The organism is Bradyrhizobium sp. CSA207 (assembly GCF_029051685.1).
Classification (GTDB): domain Bacteria; phylum Pseudomonadota; class Alphaproteobacteria; order Rhizobiales; family Xanthobacteraceae; genus Bradyrhizobium.
In genome coordinates this window covers 1-389 of record NZ_JAACFT010000145.1, presented here as the reverse complement: position 1 = coordinate 389, position 389 = coordinate 1, and the positions used below count along the sequence as shown (strand labels likewise).

The 389-nt window shown below is 58.1% G+C and carries 2 pseudogenes; both read left to right on the top strand.

The features are described 5' to 3' along the window. Positions 1 to 126, top strand: a pseudogene (locus GWG65_RS40380) (D-galactonate dehydratase); the annotation flags it as partial. A 153-nt stretch (positions 127 to 279) separates the two neighbouring features. Then, positions 280 to 389 (top strand): annotated as a pseudogene (locus tag GWG65_RS40375) (DoxX family protein); the annotation flags it as partial.

Below are 389 nucleotides of genomic sequence, written 5' to 3'. Positions count from 1 at the left end.
ATCCCGCAGGGGCCGGGCCTCGGCATCGAGGTCGACGAGGCCTATGTCATCGAACGCGCCAAGGAAGGCCACCGCTGGCGCAACCCGATCTGGCGGCATGCCGACGGCAGCTTCGCCGAATGGTGAGAGCGCATAACCCGAAAATCGGAACCGATTTTCGGAAAGGATTTGTGCGCAATTCAAAGTGATAGGGTCGCGCAAGCGGCCCTTTTTCATTCACCGTGTCGGATACCGTGGGTCTCGTCCGTCATAGTGGAAACTCAAAGAGGAGATTTCACGATGGCCAGAGCAATCGCAATCATCGTCGCCCGCATCATCTTCAGCTTCGTCTTCTTCATGGCCGCCGGCTTCAAGTTCGCCGATATCGGCGCAACGGCGGGCTATATCAC